The sequence below is a fragment of the Microbulbifer weihaiensis genome, assembly GCF_048323715.1.
Lineage (GTDB): Bacteria > Pseudomonadota > Gammaproteobacteria > Pseudomonadales > Cellvibrionaceae > Microbulbifer.
The window spans coordinates 517,245-537,698 of the sequence record NZ_JBLWFL010000001.1; the positions used below are offsets into that span (position 1 = coordinate 517,245).

Here is a 20,454-nt window from a genome sequence, read left to right on the forward strand (position 1 = left end):
GATGGACATGCCGGTCGCAGGGCTGGCTTCACATTTCAGTTTGGATATTTCGGGAACGACATCAGGTGAGTAACGCAGTACGACACGGGGTACTTCTTCCATTGGCCGCCACATCACTGGTGGGCTTTCTTCTGTTCAGTGCGGGTTGTGAACGGCAGTCGGAGTCAACTGCGGCGGTGGCAGAGAGCCCCACTGCCAGTGCAGGGACTGCGGTGAACAGTGCCGCAGCGGAGACCCTGTCGAATGCGTTCTGGCAGGCCGGACAGACCCAGCTTATCGACAGCAAGGCTGCGGTAGACGCACTGAGTCGCGCGGTCACCACGCTGCTTGAGTCACCGACGGAAGATCACCTGGAGGCCGCCAAGCTGGCGTGGCTGGATGCGCACCGGGAACTGTCCGCGTCACAGCCCTATATCCAGGTTGCTTTTGCGCCGGCGGATCTGCACCAGCAGGGCGAAGACCTGTTGCTGGCCCTGGATAGCTGGCCGGCCCAGGCGGGTTACCTGGATACCGTGCCGGGTTATTCGACCAGCGGCATCGTCAATGACACCGCCATTGAGTTGACCCTGGCCAACCTGCGCAAACAGCACCGCCTGACTGCGCACGAGGAGGCCAGTACCGGATTCCATGCACTGGAAGTCATGCTGTGGGGGCCGACCAGCGAACGCACCGCGGATCAGTTTGAGGCCGCTTCTGGTGGCGAGCATCCTGAAGCGCAGGCGGCGAACCGGCGCCGGGAGTTGACCCGCCTGATCACAGAAGGGATTGCCGAGGATATCCAGGGCCTGGCGAACCGTTGGCCGCTTAACGCCAACGACCTGTCCCAGCGCTTCCTGTCCCAGTCTCCAGCGATGCGGATGCAAACCGTGCGTACTGCGCACGTGCAACTGTTGCGGAACGAGGTATTGCCGCGACTTCCGGAAAGCTCGGAAAGTGACGTGGAAAGCAGCCTGGCGGCGGATTCGAAGCAAGCGCTGCTGGCGATGCTGCGAACCCTGCAGACCGTTTGGCTGCCGGAAAGTGGCAGTGGTGGCCTGGCTGACCTGTTACTCGACCGTCCTCAGGCCGAAGCCCTCGCTCAGGCGTTTGCCGAGCTGGAAGCGCGCTTGCTGAAGATGGAAGATCCCTTCGAGCTGGCCGCGCCCGCGGAACTGCAGCGCAGCCGCCAGCAGGTGGAGGTGATGATCGGGCTGATATCCGGGGAAACCCGGGTGCCAGCACAGGAGCAGGATATGACGCCGGTCAGCCTGAACAGCTCCGCGGAATAGTTTTGTTCGCAGTGGAAAGCCACAAAAAAACCCGGGCATTGCCCGGGTTTTTTTGTGCTTGGCTCGCGCCGTCTTACCAGCGGCGAACCGGGCCGGTGTCGACGTGTACGAAGTTGCTCTTCGGGTAGTAGCCTACACCACCAGCCTTGAGCTCCAGCGCCGCCTGGCGCAGTTTGGACAGCGGGACGCCCGGCATGCGGATATCCAGGGCCATGCCGCGAGTGTGGTAGCTGCGGCGGGCCACACCGCGGCCTGCGGCGCGCAGCTTGGCGTTGGTCTTGGCTGAACGGTAGCCGGAGATGATCTCGACTTCGCCGTTGTAGTTCAGCTTTTCCTTCAGTTTGTACACAATGTCGAACAGCTTCGGATCCATGCGCGTCACTTCGTTGGCGCGGTGGTCGCGCAGCAGTCGGTTGAACTGCTTGAGGCCGCTGCCTACGTAGTCGCCATCCGCCCAGTAGGCTGTGCTCAGGCGCTCACCGGTGTGGAGGTTGCGCATTTTCAGCGTGCGCGATTTACCTACCTTCGCCAGTGCCGGGCCGGCTGAAACCGCCGCCGCGGTTGCTGCAGAAACTGCTAAGAACCTGCGTCTGGAAACTTCTTTCATACCCTGTTACCGCCTCTACTAGTTGTGTTGAGTGATGCCTTTCTTGAGTTGCCTCCGGTGCCACTCGGTATGGGCAAACTGTACAAAAAATAATCTTTGGTTACAAACTGATCAGGGGTAATGACGAATTGATTGGAAGAATGGCTGGCGAAATTAATCCTTTGGCGCTAGCGAAAGAGAATTTTTGTTGCTTTCTGTTCACAGAATCCCCAGAAAAGTTCATGACAACGTTGTCACTTGGAAAACAAAATTCTTTTCTGACTACTTGGTTTTGACCGTTTGTCCTGTGGCGAGGCGGCGAGCAAAGAGTGATGGCTATTGGCAAAAGCGCTTAATTTAGGGGCCTGAGGCTTAGTTATTTGGCCTCAGTAGGATCAGATCCCTAACACCGAGTGCCGGACGTTCGTTGTTGCAGTCTTATGATGGCGGCAACATTCGCCTTCCTATATTGGCGCCAGGAGGTAGTCAGTCTTTTGTCGGCTCGCGCTGTGGCTGCACCGGACTCCCTCCCTGACTCTGGCGGGCCCTGACTGCTGCCTATAGAAGAAGGGGGGGTTGGCTCCGGGGCACTGGCGTTATGCCAGCGGCCGGCAGGCGCTGTCTCGACTCAGTGATCGTCCAGGTGATAGATATCCGGGCGAAACTGTAGCTGACCGTGAGGATCCACCCAGGCCGTGAAGTAGGTAATGAAGAGCGGTGGGGGATTATCCACTTTGATGGAGAGGGATTCATCGCCAGTGGTGATCTGGGCGATGCGGGTTCTGTCCCATCCCTGGTGTCCCAGCAGCGCATAGGCCAGCTCTTCCGGCTGCTGCAGGCGGATACAACCGTGGCTGAAGGCGCGATGGCGGTGTTCGAACAGGCTCTGGGCCTGGGTGTCGTGCAGATAGATCGCCTTCTTGTTCGGCATGACGAATTTGACCCGTCCCAGGGTGTTGCCGGGCCCGGCGATCTGGCGCAGGGTGGCCTTGCCCCGCGCCGCACTCTCGATCCCCGCGTCGGAGATCGGCTTGGTGCTGTTGGTGCCGTATTTCACCACCCGATAGCCCCGTTTGTGCATGGCCTCGGGATTGTTGCGCGCTTTCGGCAGCAGGTCGGTCAGGAGAATACTGCGCGGTACCGTCCAGGTGGGGTTGAACACTACCGAGGTGACTTTTGTGGTCATTTGTGGGGTTCGCTTGCTGCTTTTCCCCACCACGGTTTTCATGGCCAGGGTAACTTTCCGGTTTTCAACCAGCTGCAGCCGGTAGTCTGGAATGTTGACGAGGATATAGCGCGCGCCCGGAGTGGGAGGAAGCTTGTCCCAGCGATCGGCATTGAGTTCCATCAGGCGGGCCAGTTCGCCGGGCGGACGGGCGAGCGCCGCCAGTGTCGGCTTGTCAGCCTGGCCGGTAACCTCGAGACCGTGGCGGCGCTGGTAGGATTCGACAGCCAGCTGTAAACCGGCATCGAAGCGCTTTGGATCAGCGCCGCTGACCTGCAGCGGGCCGGGGTGACCGTTATAGTCGCCATATTGGCGCAACAGGGATCGCAGCTGTGCCACGCGCGAAGTCCTCTGCCCGGGATAAAGGGGGGCTCCAGCTTCCATGGGACGCCAGCTTTTCGCCAGATTGCGATATTGCTGGGCGTGCTGACGCAACTGGATGCCGGCCGACGCGAAATCCACTGCCTCTGCCATCGGTGGCCTGGCTGCAGTCGACTCTGAAAGCAGGGGGGCAACGCTGAGGGTAACGGCCGCGAGCAGAATGGGCCATTGTCGCCAGATTCGCAGGTTCGGCAATCGCAGCATCATGGCGGACTCCTTACTCCTGTGGCCCCGATTTTGCCAGTGACGATTGGCTGTCGCGGCCGTAGACATCCGGGCGGAAATTCAACAGTCCTTCCTCGTCGACCCAGGCTGTCCAGTAAGTGATGTAGACCGGAATGGGGCGCTCCAGCGCGACCCCGCGGGTACGGCTGCTGCCAGTGGTCATCCTGGCCAGCTTTTCCTCTGTCCAATTGCCCTGACTGGCGAGAACGATCTGCGCCAGCTCCTGGGGTTTCTCCAGGCGGATACAGCCGTGGCTGAAGGCGCGCTGGTTGCGGCTGAAAAGGTTTTTCTTGTTGGTGTCGTGGAGAAAAATCGCCTGGCGATTGGGTATCACGAATTTGAAGCGGCCGAGCGCATTGCCATCGCCGCCGCGCTGCTGGAGCGCCACGCTGCCGAGGCGCAGCGCGCGCAGGTTGCTGCCGCTAAAGGGCACAGATTTGCCGCGGTTGTTGACCAGTCGGTACCCTCCTGCAACCAGATTGGCACTGCCTTTCGGCAGCAGCTCGCGCAGGGCAATATTGCGCGGTACCGTCCAGGTCGGGTTGAACACCACGCGGGTCAAGCGGGTGCTCAATTGGGGTGTTTCGTGCTCGGCTTTGCCCACTACGACCCGCATGCGGTACTGCTCCTCCTCGCCGTGCATCAGTCGCAGAGTGAAGTCCGGGATGTTGACCAGGATGTAACGCTGGCCGAGGTCTTTGGGCATCTGGCGCCAGCGCTCCAGATTGGCCTCCAGAATTTCCAGACGCTTGTCGGGCGGCGTGTTCAGGTTAGAGAGGGTGGTGCTATCGACTACGCCGTCGGTGCGGAGCCCATGGCGACGCTGAAACCGCAGCACGGCCGCGCGCAGTGCCTCGTCGTACTGGTCGGGCTCGGTGGCCTTGTCGCTCTTCAACCTGCCGGCGCCCATATCCCCGCTGACGGGGTAGTCTCCATATTGCATGAGCAGTGAGCGCAATGCCTTGATGCGTTCATCGCGCATACCGGGTGCCAGGGACTGTCCCTTGGGCAGGGGTTGCCATATGTCCCCCTGCGCCAATGCGCGATAGCGTGCCAGCTCCTCCCGCATCAGCGCATATTGCCGCCCATATGGCGTGAACGGGCTGTAGTCGAGGGCATCCCCCGGCCGGGTGGTCTGCTGGCCCGGTGCCAGTTCGATGGCATCGCTTGTGGTGTTTCCGTGCTGTGGCTGACGGTCGCTTTCCGCAGCCTGGGCGGACAGTGACAAAAAGACCGCGGCGAGCGCGGCACGATTGAGAAGCGGATTGGCGGTGTGGTTGGCGCCCTTGAAACCCATGGCTGTACCCCTGAACCCGAACATCTGAAAGCCCCGAATATTAAAACGCCGTCCGGAACGGTAACCGGATCAGGCGACACAGCCGCGAGCGGCGGTGTTTATGTTCCTAATTGGTAACTTGTGACCGGGGTGGTGCCAAATTCGATTGGGGTATTCGCTGGGGAACTTTCCGTTGGATTCGGAATAAACGCCGGGCGGAGGGGCCGCCCGGCAGAAGGGTAAGGGATGAAAAGTTGAGGTTAGTCGAACTGGTTGGCGGCGAGGCCGTCCCGGCCGTAGATGTCCGGGCGGAAATGCATGCGCCCTTCGCCGTCGACCCAGGCGGTCCAGTAAGTGACATAGACCTTCACGTTCTGGCTCATTTTGACCTCGGTGGTTTCGTCACCGGTTGTCAGTTGCTCGATGCGGTAGCGGCTCCAGTCGCCGGGTTCGCTGCGCAGCAGGGCCTCTGCCAGTTGCCGGGGTTTCTCCAGGCGCACACAGCCGTGGCTGTAGTCGCGATCGGTGAGTGAGAACAGGCTCTTGGCGCGGGTATCGTGCAGGTAGATGTCGTCTGAGTTGGGGATCTCAAACTTGATCCGGCCGAGAATGTTCTGCTCGCCGCCTTTCTGGCGCATCAGGAACCCGCCGCTGGCTGCGGTGCGCAGGTTTTGCGGCGTCAGGGGGAGGTAGTCGCCGCTGCCGTTGACCACCCGGTACCCCATGTTTTCCATGCCGCCGGGGTTGGCGCGGGCCTTGGGCAGGATCTCGCTGACGAGAATGCTGCGGGGAACTGTCCAGGTCGGGTTGAACACCACTCGGGACACGCGGGTATTGATCTCCGGGGTCTCGTGGATCTTCTTGCCGACCACCACGTTCATCGACAGCTTAACGCGGTCGCTTTCCACATAGTGGAGGCGGTACTCCGGTACATTCACCTGGATGAAGCGCTCGCCCAGCTTGGAGGGCAGTTTCTCGCGGCGGCGGATATTCGCCTCGATGATGTGCGCGCGGGCGCTCGGGGAGATGTTCAGGCGCTCGCGCGTGGCTTTACCCACGATGCCGTCAGGGCGCAGGCCGTGGCGTATCTGGAAGCGCACTACGGCGTCGTGCAGCCGCTGGTCGAACTTGTTGCTGTTGGGTTCACTGCCATAGCTGTAGTAGTCCCCGTACAGAGACAGCATGTTCCGCAACAGCGCGACATTCTGGTGCTTGGCGCCGAGGGTCATGGCCGGACCGGCGGGCAGGGGGCGCCAGCGCCCGCTGGAGGCGATATTGCGGTAGAACGCCAGTTGCTCACGCAGGGCCTGGGCGTCACTGCCGTAAGGGGTATTTTCCTCGACCCACATGCCCTCGCCATGTGCGGGTGCCAGTCCGTCACTGCCGTCCTGCAGGCTGCGGAAGCGCGGCATGGAGCGGGGGTAGGACTGCGGGTAGGACTGTGGATAACTGCGCGTACTGTAGCGGGCGGAATGGCTGCTGCCATAGGTGGATGGGCGCGATTGGCGCTGGGTGTAGTAGCGCGAGCGATCGACAGACTGACTGCCCCGGTTATAACCGCGGAAGTACTGGCGGCCAGTATCATTGGCCCTTGGGGTAACGCGGGCGCTGGCCATCTGGAAGCCGCCCTCGGTCAGGTTGACCGGGGTCATGTTCCGCTGGCGCAGTGGCCGGTGCTTTCTCGGGCTCTCAGGCTTGAGCTTGTCGAGCTGGGTGTCCTGGGCATAGGAAATAAAAGCGTCGGTTAGCAGGACATCCAGTACGGCGGCCATCTGCAGTCGCTGCGGGGTGTCGCGCAGGGTGCGGTCGAAATAACCCAGGTGATAGCGGTAGTCCACCATGCTGCTGGGGTTACCGGAGCTCGAGGCGGTGAGTTGCTTGAGCAGGTCGTTGGCCGTGTCGCTCAGGCTGTAGTTGTCGAACCACAGCAGGCGGTAATCGGTGCGGCGGTAAATACGGCGCACGGCGACCGGATTGAAGATTGGGTCCTGTGCCGGCCAGGCGTCCGGATTATCCTCCAGCCAATTGAGCAGGTGGGGCCGCACGGCATTTTCCGGTAGTACGGGCACCGTTTTCTGGTTTGCAGTGTAGGCGTAATAGAGGGCAAACATACACAGACTGCCCAGTATCAACATGGGCAGTGGCGACTTGCGTTTGCGACGCTCTGGAATGAAATATGACATGGTACCTCAGCGATACAGCAGGGCGCCGGTTTACAGTGCGGAAGCCGGTGCCCGATCGTTCATACCTTCCCAACCCCGGCGCGCCTGTCCCCATGTGATCGACAGGATATTCCTGGCGACGGCGTGCCTGCGTCGAGCATCCCGCGCGACCTTCCTTTTATAGCGGCATCCGTAGAGCCCGCATTGCGCGAAACTCAACATCAGCCGGCCTGTGAAATTAAGTATGGCAACAAATGCAAAATTTGCTTGGCGCTGGAATCTTTTCACCTTAGGCGCGCACCCCGGCCGGGGTTAAAAAGAGTACTGAGGGGGCTGTGCAAGGGGCTGAAGGGGGTAGGGTAAGGAGTCGCGGGGCACAGAGAGCATAGGCCGCCAGGTGGATCTGAAGGCTCGCACGCCCTCAAGGCTCGCAAACGTAGTGCCGGATCGGGTCACTCAGGCGCCCCTCAACATAGGTCTGCTCCCACAATTGTGTGCGCCCGAGGCGGTCTACCGCGACCAGGGTGCTTGCTCTGGTGCCATAACCCGCGGTCAGGGGCTGGTCGCTTGCATCGGCACTGCTGATATCACCTTCGCGGATACGGACAAAAATTGAGGACAGCGCCTGCTCCAGCGCGGTACCTACGCCGGTGTCAGGCAGTTGGGCGACGGGCGCGCGGGTCTCATCCGCCAGTATTGCCAGCGCGGGTGCGACAAAGTTGTCGTCGCGGAGGTCAGCGTCAGGGGTACTCTGTAGTCGGGTGACCAAGCGCTCAAGGGCACTGCATCCGGCGTTCACCTTCGGCCATGGCGCATCCGGCGCCCCGTTGGAAATGCCGTGGAAGCCGGGTGAGAGTTCAAAGGGGCTGTGGCGATTACCGGCGCAGACAAGCTGCGGGCGCTCGGCGTGTGCGTACAGGAGTGCGTTGAAACCGCGGTAGCGGGGGGCCGGCAACACGCCGGCAAAGTCTTGTGGTGGCAGGCTGCTGGTGAGGAACTGTACCGGTATTTCACCCCGGGACAGCACGTCAGCCGGAGTGGGCGCGCCGGGCTCGCGCATATTGGTCACTGCGGCCACCCGGCCACCGGGTGCTATACCCATCCAGGTGCCGCCGGCCTCCAGGTCGCGCCCGGCGATCACAGCCAGATCCTGCCAGGGCTTGGCGGTGGCGGTAGGCCGGTGGTAGAACTCATCCCGGTTGGCCAGCAGAAGCAGCGGGTAGTCCCGATGCTGGCGATAGGCGATCAGAAGCAGGCACATGTTGTCTCGCATTCGTCAATTGCAAAGTGCCATAATAACGCCCACTTCGAATAACTGCGGTTTGAGCATGCTGACGTATCCCGAAATAGATCCCGTTGCTGTGGCTATTGGCCCTCTCAAGGTTCACTGGTATGGCCTGATGTACCTGGCCGGTTTTGCCGCCGCCTGGTGGCTGGCGATGCGCCGTGCCAGCAAGCCCTGGTCGCCGGTGATCAAGTCAGAAGTCGAGGACCTGATCCTGTTCTGTGCGATCGGTGTGGTGGTTGGCGGTCGCCTTGGCTACATGTTCTTTTACAATTTTGGCGAGTTGGTCGCCCATCCGCTCAGCCTGTTCAAGGTGTGGGAAGGCGGAATGAGTTTTCATGGCGGCCTTGTGGGGGTGATGCTGGCGGCGACCATCTACGCGCGCAGGATCGGTACAACCTTCCCCGATTTGATCGACTTCGTCGCGCCGCTGGTGCCCATTGGCCTGGGCCTTGGCCGCATCGGCAACTTCATTGGCCAGGAACTGTGGGGGCGCGAGACCGATGCCCCTTGGGGCATGGTGTTTCCACGGGATCCGGAAATGCTCGTGCGTCACCCATCGCAGCTGTACCAGGCCTTCCTGGAAGGGCTGGTACTGTTTGTGGTGTTGTGGATATTTTCGAGCAAGCCGCGCCCGCGTCTCGCGGTCGGTGGGTTGTTCCTTCTTTTATATGGCTGTTTCCGTTTCCTGGTGGAATTTGTCCGCGAGCCGGACGGCCACATCGGTTTTGACCTGTTCGGCTGGATGACTCGGGGGCAGCTGTTGAGCCTGCCAATGATTGCCACGGGTATCCTGCTGCTGGTGTGGAGCTACCGTACCCAGTCTGTACCTGAGGGACGCAGCGAAAGTAATGAAAACCTGAAAACCACAGCCAAGAGTGGCGCCAAGTAATGAAGCAGTACCTAGATTTGATGCGCTACGTGCGCGATAACGGCACCCTGAAAAGTGACCGCACCGGAACCGGCACCCGCAGTGTGTTTGGCTACCAGATGCGCTTTAACCTGGCCGAAGGCTTTCCCCTGATCACCACCAAAAAGTGCCACCTGCGTTCCATCATTCACGAACTGCTGTGGTTCCTGAAAGGCGATACCAATATCGCCTATCTGAAGGAGCACGGTGTGCGGATCTGGGACGAATGGGCGACCGAAGACGGTGACCTGGGGCCGGTGTATGGCTATCAGTGGCGCTCCTGGCCGACGCCGGATGGCCGCCATATCGACCAGATCAGCGAACTGGTGCAGCAGATCAAGACCCGCCCGGATTCCCGTCGCCTGATCATCAGTGCCTGGAACCCGGCGGACTTGCCCGACGAAGGCGTTTCGCCCAGCGATAATGCGCGCGCAGGCAAAATGGCGCTGGCTCCATGTCACGCCCTGTTCCAGTTTTACGTGGCTGACGGCAAACTGTCGTGCCAGCTGTACCAGCGCAGCGCGGACATTTTCCTCGGGGTGCCGTTCAATATTGCCTCCTACAGCTTGCTGACCCTGATGCTGGCTCAGGTTTGTGGTCTGCAGCCGGGGGAGTTCATCCACACCTTTGGTGATGCCCACCTGTATTCCAACCACGCCGAGCAGGTCGAGGAGCAGTTGTCGCGGGAGCCGTTGCCGCTGCCGCAAATGGTGCTCAATCCCGAGGTGACCGACCTGTTTGAGTTCCGCTTTGAGGACTTCGAACTGCGCGGTTACGAAGCACACCCGCACATTCCAGCTCCGGTGGCGGTGTGATGGCTGCGGCAATTGATACCCCATTGGCGATGATCGTGGCCATGGCGCGCAATCGTGCGATCGGCCGTGAGAATGCCCTGCCGTGGCGGATTTCCGGCGACCTGCAGTTTTTCAAGCGCACTACGCTGGGGAAGCCGGTGGTGATGGGGCGTAAAACCTTCGAATCCATTGGGCGGCCACTGCCCGGGCGGGAGAATATTGTTATCACCCGCAATCCTGAATGGAAAACGGACGGTGTCACGATTGCGCCCGACTTGGAACAGGCTTTGCAGGTGGCGGATACGGTCGCCAAAAGGGATGGCGCCGGGGAGATCATGGTGATCGGCGGCGCACAGGTTTACCGGCAGGCCATGAGTCTCGCTGCTCGCCTGTATATTACCGAGGTCGCTGCGGAAGTTGACGGGGACGCTTTCTTTCCTGAAGTCGACAGCAACTGGCAGGAAGCCAGCCGGGAATGTTACCCCGCCTCGGAGCGGGATGAATTTGCGTACTGCTTAGTTCAGTACGACAGGTTGAAATAAAAACAACTTGATCAATCCTTATTCTTTCGGGTAGGTTTGGTCAATGTTTGCACAGTAAGCGCCGCTGCAAATGTGTGCAGGCAACCCGGGGGTGTTACCTTGGTGTTACCTTGCTACCCAGGCGGAGCGACTCAGTCACTCGGCATTTGAATAATCAAATCGGCTGTTTACAATGTGCGGCTCTTAGCTGTCTTCAAACCAAAAAACTACCGCGTTGTGGCAGCTAACTCATCGCGACCATGTTGTGAAATATTGAACCCACTGGGGGGTCTAATGAAAACCAAGCGATTCATGGCTGTGGCGCTGACCACTGCGCTGTCTGCCGGCGCACTGTACGGTAGCGTAGCCACTGCGGATACACTCGATACCGTTCTCAAGGTCGGCGAGCAGAAAACTGCTGCTGCTACCGCATCTCAAAAGCGCATCGACAAGATTGCTCAGGAAACTTCCGATCTGCTCCAGCAGTTCAAGGTTGTTAATAAAGAAATCGACGGTCTGCGTGTGTACAACCGTCAGCTCGAAAAGCAGCTGGCTAACCAGTTGTCCGTGATCAAGGATCTCGACGAGTCTATCGACCAGGTTACCGTGATCGAGCGCCAGATCCAGCCGCTGATCCTGCGTATGCTGGAAGGCCTGGAACAGTTCATCGAACTGGACGCTCCGTTCAAGCTGGCCGAGCGTAAAGCCAACCTCGAAGGCGTTAAGAACGCTATGGACCGTTCCGATATCACTGTAGCGGAGAAATTCCGTCAGGTGCTGGAACTGTACAAGTTCGAATCCGAATACGCGCGTAAGATCGACACCTACGGCGATACCCTGAACGTAAATGGTCAGGATCGCGAAGTGAGCGTGCTGCAGATCGGCCGTATTGCACTGGTAGCTCAGACTACTGACTCCAAAATCTCCCTGGCTTATGACAAAGAGCAGAAAGCATGGGTTGAGATTGACGATGGTGAATACCGTCGCGCCATCATGCAGGGTCTGAAAATCGCCAAGAAACAGGCTACTACCGACATCATGACTATGCCGATCCCGGCTCCGGAGGCTGCGCAATGAAAACCTCTATCGCCAAACGCGTCCTTGCAGTAGCAGCGGCTGGCCTGTTCAGCGTTTCTGCTGTAGCCCAGGACAAAGCTACTTCCCTGGATCAACTGTTGAAGATGGTTCAGAGCTCCAAGATCGCTGAATCTGCTGAGCACAAAAAGCGCGAAGCGGATTTCCGTCGCCAGAAAGCCAACCAGGCTTCCCTGCTGACTCAAGCGGAAAATACCCGTACCTCCGAAGAAGCCCGCTCTGCGGCGCTGGAGAAGAAGTACGAAGAACAGGAACTGCTGGTTCAGCAGAAGCGTCAGCAGCTGGACGAGCGCCTCGGCTCTCTGAAAGAACTGTTTGGCCACCTGACCTCTACCGCTGGTGACCTGCGTGCAAACCTGGACACCTCCCTGGTTTCCGCCCAGTACCCGGGCCGCGCCCAGTTCCTCGATCAGCTGATCGACAAAATGAACTCCGCGACCAAACTGCCGACCATTCAGGAAATCGAGCGTCTGTGGTACGAACTGCAGCGTGAAACTGTTGAATCCGGCAAAGTTGTTAAGTTCAACAGCACTGTAATCCTGCCCGACGGCGAGCAGGTTGAGCAGGAAGTTGTACGTGTTGGTAACTTCAACGTTGTTTCCAACGGCAAATACCTGGAAATGAACGACAAGCAGAAACTGGCCGAGCTGATCCGTCAGCCTGATGGCAAGTACCTGAGCATGGCTTCTGACCTGCAGGCAGCGACCAGCGGCTTCAGCGCCTTCGGTGTTGACCCCACCGGTCCTACTGGCGGTTCTTACCTGAAAGCCATGATCGCTAGCCCGAGCATCGTTGAGCGCTGGCATCAGGGCGGCATCGTTGGCTACATCATCTCTGCTGTGGGTGTGGTTGCGGTACTGCTGGCTCTGTGGCGTCTGCTGGTTCTGTCTGGCGTAAACGCGAAAGTTAACGCGCAGCTGCGTTCCTCTACTCCGAACACCAACAACCCGCTGGGTCGTGTTCTGTCCGTAGCAGAAGAGAACAAAGGTGTAGACGGCGAGACCCTGGAACTGAAGATGGAAGAAGCGGTGCTGAAAGAGCGTCCGGCCATCGAATCCGGTCTGAACCTGCTGAAGATCATCGCCATGGTTGCCCCGCTGCTGGGTCTGCTGGGTACCGTTACCGGTATGATCATCACCTTCCAGGCAATCACCATCTTCGGTGCTGGCGATCCTAAAGCAATGGCTGGCGGTATCTCCTCTGCACTGGTAACCACCGTTCTGGGTCTGGTAGTAGCTATCCCGACTGTACTGCTGCACACCATCGTGAACGGCCGTGCCAAGCGCATCCTGCACATCCTGGACGAACAGAGTGCCGGTATCGTTGCAGAAAACGCCGAGCGTAAATAAGAGGAGGCGGCAACATGCACGCATTAAATGACGCATGGGCCGCCGTCAACGCCTTTATGGCGTCGGGCGGGCCAGTACTACTTCTGATCGCCGGCCTGACCTTCTTCATGTGGACGCTGATTTTTGAGCGGGTCTTTTACTTCAACGGCGGCCTGAAGCGCGATGTTCAGGGCGCCGTGGACACCTGGGAGGCGCGCCCCGAGCGCAAATCCTGGGGTGCACACCAGATCCGCTACGCGCTGATTTCCCGGGTATCCGAGAAGATCCAGAGCAATATGGACATGATCCAGACCTGCGTAGCCCTCGCGCCGTTGTTCGGCCTGCTGGGTACCGTATGGGGCATGATCAACGTGTTCGAAGTGCTCGCGATCACCGGCGGTGGTGATGCCAAGCAAATGGCCAGTGGTGTATCCATGGCCACCATCCCGACAATGGCGGGCATGGTGACCGCACTGTCTGGTGTATTTGCCAATACCTACATCACCCGTACCGCTGAGCGTGAAACCCAGCTGCTGGAAGACCATCTGACGATGGATCACTGACGGCACCACAGTCAAAGTGCCAGGTTCCGGCGACTGCGCCGGGCCAGTCACTGAGAAGGTTTAGCCAATTCATGAGGCTTTCACTACCACCTGGTGCGTAGTGGAGGCTTCCAAGGCCAAATCTCGCTAATAGCATTTTCGCTAAAGAGAGTTGCAATGAGCAGAAAAAAGACTACGGCGGAAGAAGAGGGACAGGCGATCGACCTTACGCCCATGCTGGACGTAGTGTTCATCATGCTGATCTTCTTCATCGTCACCGCGACCTTTATCAAGGAGCCGGGCGTCGATGTTGTTAAGCCGGAAGCGACCACCGCTGACCTCAAAGCCGCCTCTATTCTGGTAGCGATTAACGACAACGACGAAATCTGGATTGCCAAAGAGCAGGTGGACGACCGCCAGGTGAAAAACACCCTGGAGCGTCTCTACGCGGAGAACCCGAAAGGGTGGTTGGTAATTCAGCCCGATAAAAAAGCGAGTATCGAGAAGGTTGCCCTGATCGCTGATGCGGCCAGGATAATTGGTATCGAGAAAGTGTCGGTCGCTACAGAGAAGAGTTAACAACTATGAACCCGGTAAGATTAGTTGGGGCGGGTGCGCTGGCGATAGCCACCACTTTTGCCCTGATCTTCACCATGCATGCGCTGATCGAAGCGAACTTGGGTGCTCCGAAGGAAGAAGAGCAGATCAAGGTAGCCGACGTTGTCATGCCGGAAACGAAGATCGAAACCCAATACGATACCAGCAAGCCGGAAAAGCCTGACGAGCCTGAGCAGCCGCCGCCCGAAATGCCGGAGCCGGAGTTTGACCAGCCTGACGTAGACAATGCGCTGAGCATGTCTGCACCAGCGGCCAACGCCGACCTGAACGTAGGTAAGCTCGGTGGTTTCGCGAGTGAGGGTGACTACCTTCCAATTGTGAAGGTTCAGCCTCAGTATCCGCGTCGTGCCCTGCAGCGTGGCATTGAGGGCTGGGTAATTGTTGAGTACACCGTAACCAAGAACGGCTCTGTACGGGATCCGCGTGTGGTGGAAGCGTTCACCCTGGACGGTAACCCCACGACAATCTTCAACAGTGCGGCGATCAAGTCTGCGTTGAAGTACAAGTACAAGCCTCGGGTTGTTGACGGCGAGCCGATTGAAGTGCCTGGTGTAAAAACCAAGATCAGCTTCAATATGGCCAAGAACTAATAGGGGACGCATATGAATATGACGACCGTGACGAAAGGACTTTCCAAATTCGTCCTGCGCACGTCAGTGGCGCTGCCCCTGGTACTTGCTCCCGCTGTAAGCGTTACTGTTCTGGAAGCTGTTGGCGTTTCCGCTCCTTTTGCCCAGGCGCAAGCTGCTGAGCAGAAGACCCGCAAGACACCGGCAATGCGCGAAAGCGCGTTCAAGTACCTGGGTAAAGCGCAGGAAGCTGCCGATGCCCAGAACTGGCCGGCGGCACTGGCGGCGCTGAAGGAAATGGAAGCCGGCAAGAGCAAGCTGAACGGTTACGAAGCCGCGCAGATGTACTACTTCTACGGCTTCGTTTACTACAGCATGGAGAAGTATCCGCAGGCGATTACCTACTACAAACAGGTGCTGCAGCAGGGTGAAGAAAACCTGCCGGTGGCTCTGGAGGTAGGTACACTGCAGACCATTGCACAGTTGTACTTCGTAACTGAAGACTACAAGCAGGCGGTGAACTACCTGAACAAGTGGTTCGCGGCATCCGACACCGTGACTGCTGACTCGTACGCGTTGCGTGGCCAAGCTTATTACCAGATGGGCGACAACAACGACAAGGCACTGGCCGATATGAATCAGGCCGTGTCAATGTACGAGAAAGAAGGCAAGGTGCCCAAGGAAAACTGGTACAGCCTGCAGCGTTTTCTCTACTACGAGAAAAACGATTACAAGCAGGTTACCAATATCCTCGAGAAGCTTGTGAAGCACTACCCGAAAGGCGAGTACTACAAGCAGCTGGCGGGCATGTACGGCGAACTCAAACGTGAAGACGATATGCTTCACATGATGGAAGCCGCCTACGTTGCCGGTGCCCTGGAGAAAGAGAAAGAGCTGTTGAACATGGCTTATCTCTTCATGGGTGCGGAAATGCCTTACAAAGGGGCGAAGGTGATCGAAAAGGGCATCAAAGAGAAGAAGATTGCCCGCAACTCCAAGAATCTGGAAACCCTGGCTCAGGCATACCAGATGGCACAGGAGCTGCAAAAGTCGATTCCGGAGCTGGAAGCTGCGGCAAGCATGTCTGACAAAGGCGATCTCTATTCCCGTCTGGCCGGTATCTACCTGGATCTGGACAAGAATAAAGAAGCCGTCAGCATGGGCGCCAAGGCTCTCAAGAAAGGCGATATCAAGCGTGTAGACCAGCTATATATCGTTCTGGGCATGGCGAATGCCAACCTGAAGAACTACGACGACTCGTTGAAGTACTTCAAGAAGGCACTGGATGACAAACGTTCCGAGAAGTTTGCCAAGCAGTGGATTACCTTTGTTCAAAATGAGAAAGAACGGGAAGCGCAACTGGCCATGTAAGTCAGTGTTTTCCGGAGTTTTCGAGGCCGCACATTGTGCGGCCTTTTTTTTGGCGAATTTTTGCGCGCTATACAGAAAATAAATGCGATTTATTTGCAACTACGCGTATTCCAACTAAATACTGTAAGTAGCTGATCAGCTTTTCCAACCACATGGCCCTGCCGTGTGATCACTAAACACCTGAAAATAATTAGGAGGGGTGTTATGGAACAGGCTTATCCGCGTAGTACCATTTCTGCATTGGCCAGTCCCCCATTTTCACTGTCTTTCAAAACTGTCGAGCTGTTGCGCAGCGGCGCCTTTGCGCTGGGGGTAACCGGCCTGCTACTTGTGGGTATGACACAGCTTATCGCTACGGACTATCGCGCGCCGCCGGATGAAGAATCCCCCAAAGTTGCGTCAATCCACATGCCGCCGGCAACGGTCACCGTGATCAAAAGCGAGCCGCCCTTAAAGCCCCAGGAAATACCGCCGCCGCTGCCCCGGGTTTCGGTAGATCCGAAAGTGGAGCCCGGTGATTTGCCGGCGATCATTGATCGGCCGACCCTGACTGACGAGGAGCAGGGGCCGGTTGTGCTGAACTCTGACCCGCTACCCATTTACAAACCCGCGCCTCGCTACCCGCGGCGGGCGCTGGCGAGAGGCCTTGAGGGCTACGTGGTGGTTGAGTTCACGATTGCGAGCAACGGCAGTGTTCGCAATCCGAGTGTCGTCGGCGGGTTCGATATGAGTGGTGTACCTACGGATGTATTCAACAGTGCCGCCCTGAACGCTGTGGCGCGATTCAAATATCGGCCGCCGCTGGTCGACGGCGAGCCGGTTGAGCAACACGGCGTGCGCAACCGGATAACCTTCCGCATGGCCGAATAGATCCCCGGACTTTTCTGAATAAACAGGAGAAATAAAAAAGCGAGCCGAAAGGCTCGCTTTTTTATGTGTGAAGGAGAAGGAGCTCTCGCTCAATCGATTTCCCGCACGGCTCCCCGGTCTGCGCTGGTAGCGAGCAATGCGTAGGCTTTGAGTGCACGGCTTACCTTGCGCGGGCGGTGTTTGACCGGCTTCCAGCCGTCCGCCCCTTTGTCGTTCATGGCCTGGCGGCGGCGCTCCAGCTCCGCTTCAGGGATATCCACCTCGATCAGACGCGCGGGAATATCGATACGCACCAGATCGCCGTTCTGCACGAGTCCGATATTGCCGCCGCTGGCGGCTTCGGGAGACACGTGGCCTATGGATAGACCTGAAGTTCCCCCGGAGAAGCGACCGTCGGTAATCAGGGCACAGGATTTACCCAGCCCCTTGGATTTGAGGTAGCTTGTGGGGTACAGCATCTCCTGCATTCCCGGCCCACCTTTGGGGCCTTCATAGCGCACGATCACCGCTTCGCCTTCTTTCACCCGGCCTTCGAGAATATTCGCCACCGCGTCTTCCTGGCTTTCCACAATGTGTGCGGGGCCTTCGAACTGCCACAGTTCTTCCTCCACCCCGGAGGTTTTTACCACGCAGCCGTTGGGCGCGAGATTGCCAAACAGCACGGCAAGCCCGCCCTCGGCGGAATAAGCGTGTTCAGCCGAGCGGATGCAGCCGTGTTCGCGGTCGCCATCGAGATTGTTCCAGCGGCACTCCTGACTGAAAGCCTGCTGGGTGGGGATCCCGGCCGGACCTGCGCGGAAGAATTTGTGCACCTCGGGATCGTCCGTGCGCCGGATATCCCATTGCTCAAGCGCTTCACGGAGGGTGCTGCTGTGCACGGTGGGCTGGCTGGAATCCAGCAGGCCTGCCGCGTCGAGCTCACCGAGAATCGCCATAACGCCACCGGCGCGGTGTACGTCCTCGATATGGTATTTCTGCGTGTTGGGCGCGACCTTGCACAGCTGCGGGATCTTGCGCGACAGGTGGTCGATATCTGCAAGGGTGAAGTCCACTTCGCCTTCCTCTGCTGCTGCCAGCAGGTGCAGGATGGTATTGGTGGATCCGCCCATCGCGATATCCAGCGCCATGGCATTGCCGAAGGCTGCGCGGTTGGCGATGGAGCGCGGCAGTGCAGAAAGATCGTCTTCTTCGTAGTAGCGCTTGGCCAGCGCCACAATCTCGCGCCCCGCGCGCAGGAACAGCTGTTCGCGATCCGCGTGGGTGGCCAGCATGGTGCCATTGCCCGGCAGCGAGAGACCCAGCGCTTCGGTCAGGCAGTTCATGGAGTTGGCCGTGAACATGCCGGAACAGGAGCCACAGGTAGGGCAGGCTGAGCGCTCGTACTCGGCGACCTGTTCGTCGCTGGCGTCGTCGGTGGCTGCGATCACCATCGCATCGACCAGGTCGAGCTTGTGATCCGCCAGCTTGGTCTTACCTGCTTCCATCGGGCCGCCGGAAACAAAAATGACAGGAATGTTGAGGCGCAATGCGGCCATCAGCATTCCGGGGGTGATTTTGTCGCAGTTGGAAATACACACCAGGGCGTCGGCGCAGTGGGCGTTGACCATGTACTCCACGGAGTCGGCAATGATCTCGCGGCTGGGCAGGCTGTAGAGCATGCCGTCGTGCCCCATGGCGATGCCATCGTCCACCGCGATGGTGTTGAATTCCTTCGCTACGCCGCCGGCCTTCTCGATCTCCCGCGCTACCAGCTGGCCCATATCTTTCAGGTGTACGTGGCCGGGAACGAACTGGGTGAACGAGTTGGCCACGGCAATGATGGGCTTGTGAAAATCCTCATCTTTCATGCCAGTGGCACGCCAGAGCGCGCGGGCGCCGGCCATATTACGGCCGGCAGTGGAGGTGCGGGAGCGGTACTGGGGCATAGGGACTCTTACTAATTGATTTCAGATCGCAATCGAATACATGGTATGCCTGGTCGTCAGGCGGGGCGGCGAGCCGCCCACTGGCGCGAAAGAGTAGCAAAATGGGAGGAGTTTTGCGCGTTTGGCAATTTCGAGCGAGAACGCCGAAATATACATCCGCACAGACTGTGCGACGACGCAAAACTATTGCGGGACTACCCGCTTGCGCAAAATACGCGAATTACGCTGGATGTTGTACAGGGATTGCCGGCTGCTGGGCAGGTCGCTGACGTCGACCTGGGTAAAGCCGCGTTCGATAAACCAGTGCTCGGTCTGGGTCGTGAGCACAAAAATCTCGGGTAATTCCAGTGTGCGTGCCTGGCGTTCCAGGTGTTGCAGCAGTTTGGCGCCGCGGCCGCCCCCGCGAAAATCCGGATGAATGGCGACGCAGGCAATCTCCGCGGCCACCGTATCGCCCTGATCGTCGAGAATCGGATAGAGCGCCGCGCAGGCTACCGGCGTGCCATCGACTTCCACTAGGGTGAAGTGGTCAATTTCTGCCTCGAGCTTTTCCCGCGAGCGCCGCACCAGTACACCCTGCTTCTCAAGCGGACGTATCAGGCCCAGGATGCCGCCGACATCGTTAATGCGGGCGCGGCGAATGACTTCATAGCTGTCGCGGTAGATCATGGTGCCGGCGCCTTCCCGGCTAAACAGCTCCTGCAGGAGTACGCCGTTTTCCGCATAACTGAGCAGGTGAACCCGCTGGGTACCGCTGTTACAGGCGGCGATCGCGTAGTTGAGTGTCTCGCTGTCGAGGGTTTCCGCCACCTCCTCAGCCTGGTTGATGCTCAGGTCGTATACCGGGGCGCCGTTTACCTCCAGCTGGGGTGCATCCCGGAACAGGATCAGTTTTTCCGCACCGAGGGCTTTGGCGGCCTCGGCAGCCAGATCCAGATAATTGAGGTTGAACAGCTCGCCGGTCAGCGAGGTTCCGATGGGGGACAGCAGCACCAGGGCGTTTTCCTCCAGTGCACGGCGCATGGCCGCGGACTCCATTCTCCGTACGCGACCGGTCCAGCGCATGTCCATGCCATCGATGATGCCGACCGGGCGCGCGGTGACGAAGTTTCCGGAAATCACCTTGAGTGACGAGCCCGCCATCGGCGAGTCGGGCAGCCCCTGGGAGAAAGCCGCTTCGATTTCGAAGCGCAGCTTGCCCAGGGCGCCCTTGATGACCTCGAGTGTTTCACGATCGGTAATGCGCGTATTGCCGTGAAAGCGGTTTTCGATACCGGCCTGTGCCAGTGCCTGGTTCACTTGCGCGCGCGCCCCGTGCACCAGTACCAGGCGCACGCCGAGGCTGATCAACAGGGCGAGGTCGTGTACCAGGTTGCGGAAGTTTTCGTGCTCGAAGCCTTCCCCGGGAATGGCAACCACCAGGGTTCGCCCGCGCAGGTCATTGATATAGGGCGCGGCGTTACGGAACCAGTTGAGGGTGGTGTTATCAGTATTCACAGCATT

The 20,454-nt window shown here is 58.9% G+C and carries 18 protein-coding genes; 11 read left to right on the forward strand and 7 right to left on the reverse strand.

Going from position 1 to position 20,454, the window contains the following annotated elements; translation table 11 throughout:
* Positions 1 to 65 precede the first annotated feature (65 nt).
* Positions 66 to 1,268 carry an imelysin family protein gene (locus ACNKU7_RS02240; RefSeq protein WP_418295328.1) on the forward strand — a complete coding sequence of 401 codons (1,203 nt, stop codon included), beginning with the start codon at positions 66 to 68 and terminating at the stop codon, positions 1,266 to 1,268.
* A gap of 73 nt (positions 1,269 to 1,341) precedes the next feature.
* On the opposite strand, the gene mepK is transcribed toward ACNKU7_RS02240, so the two are convergent.
* The 5 genes from mepK to ACNKU7_RS02265 form a co-directional block, all read right to left on the reverse strand.
* Entirely contained in the window at positions 1,342 to 1,875 is a 534-nt protein-coding gene (gene mepK / locus ACNKU7_RS02245) for a peptidoglycan L,D-endopeptidase MepK (RefSeq protein WP_418295329.1), read from the reverse strand.
* Positions 1,876 to 2,482: 607 nt separating this feature from the next.
* Complete coding sequence (locus ACNKU7_RS02250) at positions 2,483 to 3,667, reverse strand: L,D-transpeptidase family protein (protein WP_418295330.1); 1,185 nt, start codon at positions 3,665 to 3,667, stop codon at positions 2,483 to 2,485.
* A gap of 10 nt (positions 3,668 to 3,677) precedes the next feature.
* Positions 3,678 to 4,982 (reverse strand): L,D-transpeptidase family protein, encoded by a 1,305-nt coding sequence (locus ACNKU7_RS02255; protein ID WP_418295331.1) that lies wholly within the window; start codon positions 4,980 to 4,982, stop codon positions 3,678 to 3,680.
* Between the two features lie 239 nt (positions 4,983 to 5,221).
* Positions 5,222 to 7,144 (reverse strand): L,D-transpeptidase family protein, encoded by a 1,923-nt coding sequence (locus ACNKU7_RS02260; protein WP_418295332.1) that lies wholly within the window; start codon positions 7,142 to 7,144, stop codon positions 5,222 to 5,224.
* A gap of 400 nt (positions 7,145 to 7,544) precedes the next feature.
* Entirely contained in the window at positions 7,545 to 8,384 is an 840-nt protein-coding gene (locus ACNKU7_RS02265; protein ID WP_418295333.1) for an NRDE family protein, read from the reverse strand.
* Positions 8,385 to 8,451: 67 nt separating this feature from the next.
* On the opposite strand from ACNKU7_RS02265, the gene lgt reads away from it, so the two are divergent.
* From lgt to ACNKU7_RS02315, 10 genes are all read left to right on the forward strand, one after another.
* Positions 8,452 to 9,300: a prolipoprotein diacylglyceryl transferase gene (lgt, locus tag ACNKU7_RS02270; protein ID WP_418295334.1), complete on the forward strand. Its 849-nt coding sequence runs from the start codon at positions 8,452 to 8,454 to the stop codon at positions 9,298 to 9,300.
* Entirely contained in the window at positions 9,300 to 10,133 is an 834-nt protein-coding gene (locus tag ACNKU7_RS02275) for a thymidylate synthase (protein WP_418295335.1), read from the forward strand. The genes lgt and ACNKU7_RS02275 overlap by 1 nt, the downstream gene beginning before the upstream one ends.
* Positions 10,133 to 10,654: a dihydrofolate reductase gene (locus tag ACNKU7_RS02280; RefSeq protein WP_418295336.1), complete on the forward strand. Its 522-nt coding sequence runs from the start codon at positions 10,133 to 10,135 to the stop codon at positions 10,652 to 10,654. Before ACNKU7_RS02275 ends, ACNKU7_RS02280 begins: the two co-directional genes overlap by 1 nt.
* Positions 10,655 to 10,927: 273 nt before the next feature.
* Positions 10,928 to 11,710 carry a DUF3450 domain-containing protein gene (locus ACNKU7_RS02285; protein ID WP_418295337.1) on the forward strand — a complete coding sequence of 261 codons (783 nt, stop codon included), beginning with the start codon at positions 10,928 to 10,930 and terminating at the stop codon, positions 11,708 to 11,710.
* The gene (locus ACNKU7_RS02290) at positions 11,707 to 13,077 is read left to right on the forward strand and encodes a MotA/TolQ/ExbB proton channel family protein (RefSeq protein WP_418295338.1); all 1,371 of its coding nucleotides are present in this window, start codon (positions 11,707 to 11,709) and stop codon (positions 13,075 to 13,077) included. The genes ACNKU7_RS02285 and ACNKU7_RS02290 overlap by 4 nt, the downstream gene beginning before the upstream one ends.
* A 14-nt stretch (positions 13,078 to 13,091) precedes the next feature.
* Positions 13,092 to 13,619 (forward strand): MotA/TolQ/ExbB proton channel family protein, encoded by a 528-nt coding sequence (locus ACNKU7_RS02295; RefSeq protein WP_418295339.1) that lies wholly within the window; start codon positions 13,092 to 13,094, stop codon positions 13,617 to 13,619.
* A 156-nt stretch (positions 13,620 to 13,775) separates the two neighbouring features.
* On the forward strand, positions 13,776 to 14,177 hold the full coding sequence (locus tag ACNKU7_RS02300; protein WP_418295340.1) for an ExbD/TolR family protein: 402 nt from the start codon (positions 13,776 to 13,778) through the stop codon (positions 14,175 to 14,177).
* 5 nt (positions 14,178 to 14,182) lie between these two features.
* Complete coding sequence (locus ACNKU7_RS02305; RefSeq protein WP_418295341.1) at positions 14,183 to 14,806, forward strand: energy transducer TonB; 624 nt, start codon at positions 14,183 to 14,185, stop codon at positions 14,804 to 14,806.
* Between the two features lie 12 nt (positions 14,807 to 14,818).
* Positions 14,819 to 16,156, forward strand: coding sequence for a tetratricopeptide repeat protein (locus ACNKU7_RS02310; protein ID WP_418295342.1), 1,338 nt, complete (start codon positions 14,819 to 14,821; stop codon positions 16,154 to 16,156).
* Between the two features lie 204 nt (positions 16,157 to 16,360).
* The gene (locus ACNKU7_RS02315) at positions 16,361 to 17,026 is read left to right on the forward strand and encodes an energy transducer TonB (RefSeq protein ID WP_418295343.1); all 666 of its coding nucleotides are present in this window, start codon (positions 16,361 to 16,363) and stop codon (positions 17,024 to 17,026) included.
* 89 nt (positions 17,027 to 17,115) lie between these two features.
* On the opposite strand, the gene ilvD is transcribed toward ACNKU7_RS02315, so the two are convergent.
* Together ilvD and argA are read right to left on the reverse strand one after the other, a co-directional pair.
* Positions 17,116 to 18,951 carry a dihydroxy-acid dehydratase gene (gene ilvD, locus ACNKU7_RS02320; RefSeq protein ID WP_418295344.1) on the reverse strand — a complete coding sequence of 612 codons (1,836 nt, stop codon included), beginning with the start codon at positions 18,949 to 18,951 and terminating at the stop codon, positions 17,116 to 17,118.
* A gap of 183 nt (positions 18,952 to 19,134) precedes the next feature.
* Positions 19,135 to 20,448, reverse strand: a complete 1,314-nt coding sequence (gene argA / locus ACNKU7_RS02325) for an amino-acid N-acetyltransferase (RefSeq protein ID WP_418295345.1) — start codon at positions 20,446 to 20,448, stop codon at positions 19,135 to 19,137.
* Positions 20,449 to 20,454 lie beyond the last annotated feature (6 nt).